Consider the following 6,373-nt stretch of genomic DNA (forward strand, 5'->3'; position numbering starts at 1 on the left):
GCAAATATAACAAAAGTATGTTGTAATTTTCAATTATAAATACTTGTTTTTTTGAATAAAAAGCGGGCGCAAAGACTTTGTATAAAACCTTTGCGCCCGCTTTCTACGTTTGGGATAACTTTATTTCTTTTCTTCCGGTTTTAACCAATGGTCGAGCCAACGGAAAAATATCCGTTGCCATAAAATGGCATTTTGAGGTTGCGCAATCCAATGATTTTCATCAGGAAAGACAACCATTTCGGCGGGAACTCCTCTTAATCGGGCGGCGTTGAATGCCGACATTCCTTGAGAGGCAAGTATTCGGTAATCGTTTTCTCCATGAGTAATTAGTATAGGAGTATCCCATTGATCTATAAAACGATGTGGAGAATTGGCATAAGAACGCTGAGCAACTGCATTGTCTTTTTCCCAATAAGCGCCACCCAAATCCCAGTTGGCAAACCACATTTCTTCTGTTTCTACATATTGTTGTTCTAAATTGAATATTCCGGCATGAGCGATAAATGCCTTGAATCGTTTTTGATGATGCCCGGCCAACCAATAAATAGAAAAACCTCCATAACTTGCCCCGATTGCTCCGAGACGATTTTCATCGATAAATGGTTCTGCCTTTACAGCATCGATAGCAGAGAAATAGTCTTTCATATTCTGACCGCCGTAATCACCGCTTATTTGTTCCAGCCATTCCTGACCGAACCCGTATAACCCTCGGCGGTTAGGTGCAACAATGACATATCCGTTTGCTGCCATTAACTGCAGGTTCCATCGATATGACCAGAACTGGCTTACAGGGCTTTGCGGACCTCCTTGGCAATATAGTAATGCCGGATATTTTTTATTCGGGTCGAAATGGGGAGGATATATGATCCATGTCAACATTTTTTTATTGTCTGTTGTGGCAATCCAGCGTTCTTCCACTTTGCCCATAGTAATTTGATCTAAAGTTTCCTTGTTCTCGAATGACAATTCCGTAATTGCTTTATCATTTAGATTGATACTATAAATTTCATCCGGTTTTGAGAAAGAATGCTGTAATACGATCAGTTGATTATCATTTATCGGTTTTATATCGGCGTAATCGACCTGTCCGGTTGTGATCTGTTCTATTTTTTTATCATCGATATGAATGTTGAAGATTTGCTCTATTCCTTGATATACGCTTAAGAAGTAGATCGATTGTCCGTCTTCTGCCCAATTTAACATGTCTAAGCTGTAATCGAACTCGTCTGTCAAATATTTCTTTTCTCCATTTTGCATATCCATGACGAACAAGCGGTTTTTATCTGATTCGTATCCGTCACGTTCCATACTCATCCATGCTAAATAACGCCCGTCGGGAGAAAAACTCGGATGCGTATCATAACCCATCATTCCTTCGGTCAGGTTTTTGGTTATTTTCGTCTCGGTATCGTATAGATAAATATCGGAGTTGGTAGATATGGAATACTCCAATCCGGTTTTTTTTCGGCAAGTATATGCAATACTTTTACTGTCCGGAGTCCATGCAAAACCTTCTGTACCACCGAAAGGTTTCATCGGAGCTTCATACGGTTCGCCTTCGAGAATATCATTAATATTTTCTAACGTGCTGCCGTTAAAGTCTGCTATAAAAGGGTGAGGAATGGCTTCTACCCATTCGTCCCAATGTTTATACATGAGGTCGTCGATAACACGTCCGGTTGCTTTGGGCAGGTCCGGATAAATATCCGAGGCTCGTTGACCGTATTTTACATTCGAAAAGAATACGACCTTTTTCTCATCGGGAGAAAAGAGAAAACCGTCTATTCCTTTTTCTTGATTGCTGATTTGTTTTCGGTTCGATCCGTCGGCATCCATTATCCACAATTGAGAACTTCCGCTTTCGGATGTTAGAAACGCTATTTGTTTTCCATTGTTGATCCATACAGCATTTTGTTCGGATTTAGGAGTATGGGTGATTTGAATTTTATTACTTCCGTCAATGTCCATAACAAATAGTTCCCGATTGCTTTTGTTTTCGGGTATGCTCACGTATGTTACTCCATAAAGGATTTTTTTCTTATCCGGAGATATTTCTATACCCCCGACGCGCCCAAGAGTGTACATGACTTCCGGAGTCATGATTCCGTTTTCTACTTTGGGATGGCTTTTGCCTATGATCCCTTCGCTGCTCTCTTTCTGTGTCTGACAAGCAGACAAAAGTACCGCACTTGCCATAATGAGTTTGCTGATTGGTAATTTCATAAGTTTTACTATTATTTGTATTTCTTCTTTTTGTATTTTGTTTTTGATGGTGTTTCTGTTTTTGTATTTTTTATGGGAGGACCGTATAGACGATTGATTAGATCCGGCCGTCCCATTCTTTGCAGTTCCGATAAAATCTGTTTTCGTTGATCGGGTTTATACCAGAAAAAAAACTGCCTTTGAGCCAGTTTCTCGTTTTGGTTGCGGGCTGTATATATTTTTTCTCCCGTATAAGGGTGATATCCTGTATAATATATCTCGGTCGAAAGCGTCATCGGGGTAGGGGTGAAATCTTGAACTTGCTCGAGGTGAAAGTTCAATTTTTTTGTGATAGCGGCCAGTTCGGCCATATCCTCTTCTCTACAACCCGGATGGCTTGATATGAAATACGGAATGAGCTGTTGGTTGAGTCCGGCTTCATCGTTTATTTTTTCGAATGTCCGTTTAAATTCTTCGAATTTTTTGAAGTTAGGTTTCCGCATTAGCATCAGAACATTGTCGGACGTATGTTCCGGAGCAACCTTTAATCGTCCAGATACATGTCGGGTAATAACTTCATATGTATATTTCGAAGTACTTGCATTTACTTTTTCATCCTCATGACGGTGTTGTAATAGATCATATCTTATCCCGCTGCCGATAAAAGACTTTTTGATTCCTTTTATTTGATCTACGCTATGATATATATTTAACAACGGAGTGTGATCGGTATATAGATTTTTGCAGACTTCGGGATGTATACAAGACGGACGTTTGCATTTACGACATATTTCCTGACGGGAACCTCGCATCTTGTACATATTGGCCGAAGGTCCTCCTAAATCGCTGATATATCCTTTGAATCCGGGCATTTCCGTAATTTGTTTTACCTCGTTCAGAATCGATCGTTTCGAGCGGGAGGCTATGAATTTGCCTTGATGGGCGGAGATCGTACAAAATGCACATCCTCCGAAACAGCCTCTATGTAAATTTACAGAAAACTTGATCATTTCGTATGCCGGAATGTTTTTCCCTTTATATTTAGGATGAGGCAGACGAGTATAAGGCAAGTCGAAAGATGCGTCTATCTCGTTTTCGCTCATAGGAGGATAAGGTGGGTTTACCTTTATAACCGAGTTTTTATATTTTTGCCATAATCGGCGAGCCTCATATCGGTTCGATTCCTCTTCGACATGGAAAAAATTGCGGGATTGTTTCTTTTTGTCTTGCAAGCATTCTTCATGAGAGAACAAAACGAGATCGGTTGCGCTTTCATGTGCGTGAGGCAACTCGTTTTCAGGTGTAATAACGGCGGTCTGTCTCAAGTCTTTGATCTGACCTGTTTTTTCACCGTTCCGAAGCCGCTTTATCAATTCTCTGATCGGGAGTTCTCCCATACCATAGATGAGCATATCTGCTCCGCTATCGATCAAAATACTCGGTCTTAAACGGTTTTCCCAATAGTCATAATGAGTAACTCGTCGCAGTGAGGCTTCTATGCCTCCGATAATAACCGGTATGTGGGGGTAGAGTTTTTTTAATATTTGAGTATATACTATTGTCGGATAGTCGGGTCGCATTCCTGCTCGTCCGTCTGGAGTATAAGCATCATCGGAACGAAGTCTTTTATTTGCCGTATAATGGTTGACCATTGAATCCATAGCTCCGGCAGAGACCCCGAAAAATAATCTGGGTTCTCCTAATTTCTTAAAGTCCCTTAGATCGTCGCGCCAGTTCGGCTGGGGAACAATAGCGACACGTAATCCTTCGGATTCCAGAATACGTCCGATTACTGCAGCTCCGAAAGAGGGATGGTCGACATATGCATCTCCTGAGAAAATAATTACATCCAGATAATCCCACCCTCTGATCTCAAGCTCCTTCTTTGTAGTCGGTAACCAATCTTGTAGTTTATATTCTTTCATTGTCGTCCGATTGTATCTTTGTTTTATCCGGTTTATGAAATTCAGTTTGCTGTATTACAATGAATCGTATCGGTCTTGTAGTTTTACCAATTCGTCCCGGTATTGGGCAGCTTCGATAAATTCCATTCGTTTAGCAGCTTCAACCATTGCTTTCCGGGTATTTTCAATAGCCTTTTTCAATTGGTCTTTATTCATGTATTGGACTACCGGATCGGCAGCTATGTTGACATGCGAAATATCATATTCCTCTTTATATAAAATCGGTTGACCTTTTTCGGTTTGAACATCCGCTTCTTTTGTGAGAATAGAGTTTCTGGCTTTTTGTATTGCTTGAGGCGTAATATGGTTTGCTTCGTTATAAGCCAACTGTTTTTCTCTGCGCCGATTAGTTTCATCGATCGTTTTTTGCATGCTTTCGGTAATTTTGTCTGCATACATGATTACCATTCCGTTCAGGTTTCGGGCGGCCCGTCCTGCCGTTTGAGTTAAAGAACGATGAGATCTTAAAAAGCCTTCTTTGTCTGCGTCCAGTATGGCGACTAATGAGACTTCTGGCAAATCTAAACCTTCACGAAGAAGATTTACTCCGATAAGGACATCGTAAAGCCCGTTGCGTAGATCCTCTATGATTTGAATACGTTCTAACGTATCGACGTCTGAGTGAATATAATTACAGCGAATGTCGAGTCGTAACAGGTATGTGTTCAATTCTTCCGCCATACGTTTGGTAAGAGTCGTTACCAGAACCCGCTCGTCTTTTTCGATTCTTTGTTGTATCTCTTCGAGTAAATTGTCTATTTGATTGAGACTTGGTCGGACTTCGATTATTGGATCGAGCAGTCCGGTAGGGCGGATAACCTGTTCGACGATAACGCCCTCGCTTTTCATCAACTCATAATCTGCCGGAGTAGCGCTGACGTAAATAGTCTGTTTGGTAAGATCTTCGAATTCTGAAAATTTCAGCGGACGATTATCTATTGCAGCCGGCAATCGGAATCCGTATTCTACAAGATTTACTTTTCTGGAATTATCCCCTCCGTACATTGCCCTTATTTGAGGTATTGTAACATGGCTTTCATCGATAATGGTTAAGAAATCTTTCGGGAAATAGTCTAACAGACAGAATGGTCTGGTGCCGGCAGCCCGTCCGTCGAAGTATCGTGAATAGTTTTCTATTCCGGAACAATGTCCCACTTCTCTGATCATTTCAATATCGTATGTTACCCTCTCATACAAGCGTTTGGCTTCAATTTCTTTTCCTATCGACTTAAAAAACTCGACTTGTTTTCCTAAATCGAGTTCTATTTCACCGATTGCCCGGTCTATTCGTTCTTTAGTAGTTACAAAAATATTAGCCGGATATATTTTATATTCATCGAATAGAGTAATCGTGTGCCCGGTCATCGGATCTACGCTTTCTATCGATTCTATCTCTTCTCCCCAGAAGATAATGCGCAAAATGATTTCCGTATAGGCCAGATATATATCCACCGTATCTCCTTTGACCCTGAAATTTCCTCGATTCAGTTCGATTTCATTACGGGAATACAAACTGCCTACGAGTGCTCGTAAAAATGTATTCCGTTCTATATTTTGACCGACACGGACATCTATCACGTTGCTATGAAAATCTTCCGGGTTGCCGATACCGTAAAGACATGAAACCGAAGATACGACGATAACGTCTTTGCGGCCTGATAATAAAGCTGATGTCGTTGAAAGCCTGAGTCGGTCTATTTCTTCGTTGATTGCCAAATCTTTTTCTATATAGGTATCGGTTGTTGGAATATAGGCTTCCGGCTGGTAATAATCATAATATGATACAAAATATTCTACGGCGTTATCGGGGAAAAAACTTTTAAATTCTCCATACAGTTGGGCTGCCAAAGTTTTGTTATGACTCAGGATCAACGTCGGTTTCTGAACTTTTTCGATGACATTAGCCATGGTAAATGTTTTACCTGACCCGGTAACTCCCAGTAGGGTTTGAGCGGAAAGTCCGTCTAAGACTCCCCGGCTAAGCTCTTCTATTGCTTCCGGTTGGTCACCGGTCGGTTGGTAGGGTGAAACGATTTTGAACTCCATAAATGCCATATATATTTTGATTTGCGAAGTTACGAAAAAACTCGGAGAAACGGCTGTATCCGTTCTCTTTTCATACTATTACCTTCAAACTTTCTATTGTCTTCTTAATCATATATTTTACTTTCATTTTATTGTATTTTTGCTAAACAAATAGTAGGATT

At 40.7% G+C, this 6,373-nt stretch carries 3 protein-coding genes; all 3 read right to left on the reverse strand.

Translation table 11 applies throughout. The features are described 5' to 3' along the window. Nucleotides 1-120: 120 nt before the first annotated feature. From dpp5 to uvrB, 3 genes are read right to left on the reverse strand one after another with little or no spacing between them, the layout of a single operon-like run. On the reverse strand, nucleotides 121-2,223 hold the full coding sequence (gene dpp5, locus AC1WHX_RS09650; protein ID WP_122338008.1) for a dipeptidyl-peptidase Dpp5: 2,103 nt from the start codon (nucleotides 2,221-2,223) through the stop codon (nucleotides 121-123). A gap of 11 nt (nucleotides 2,224-2,234) precedes the next feature. Next, complete coding sequence (locus tag AC1WHX_RS09655; protein ID WP_122338007.1) at nucleotides 2,235-4,127, reverse strand: YgiQ family radical SAM protein; 1,893 nt, start codon at nucleotides 4,125-4,127, stop codon at nucleotides 2,235-2,237. A gap of 54 nt (nucleotides 4,128-4,181) precedes the next feature. Further along, entirely contained in the window at nucleotides 4,182-6,212 is a 2,031-nt protein-coding gene (uvrB, locus tag AC1WHX_RS09660) for an excinuclease ABC subunit UvrB (RefSeq protein WP_302545343.1), read from the reverse strand. Nucleotides 6,213-6,373: the final 161 nt, after the last annotated feature.

The sequence above is a fragment of the Coprobacter sp. genome, assembly GCF_982436375.1.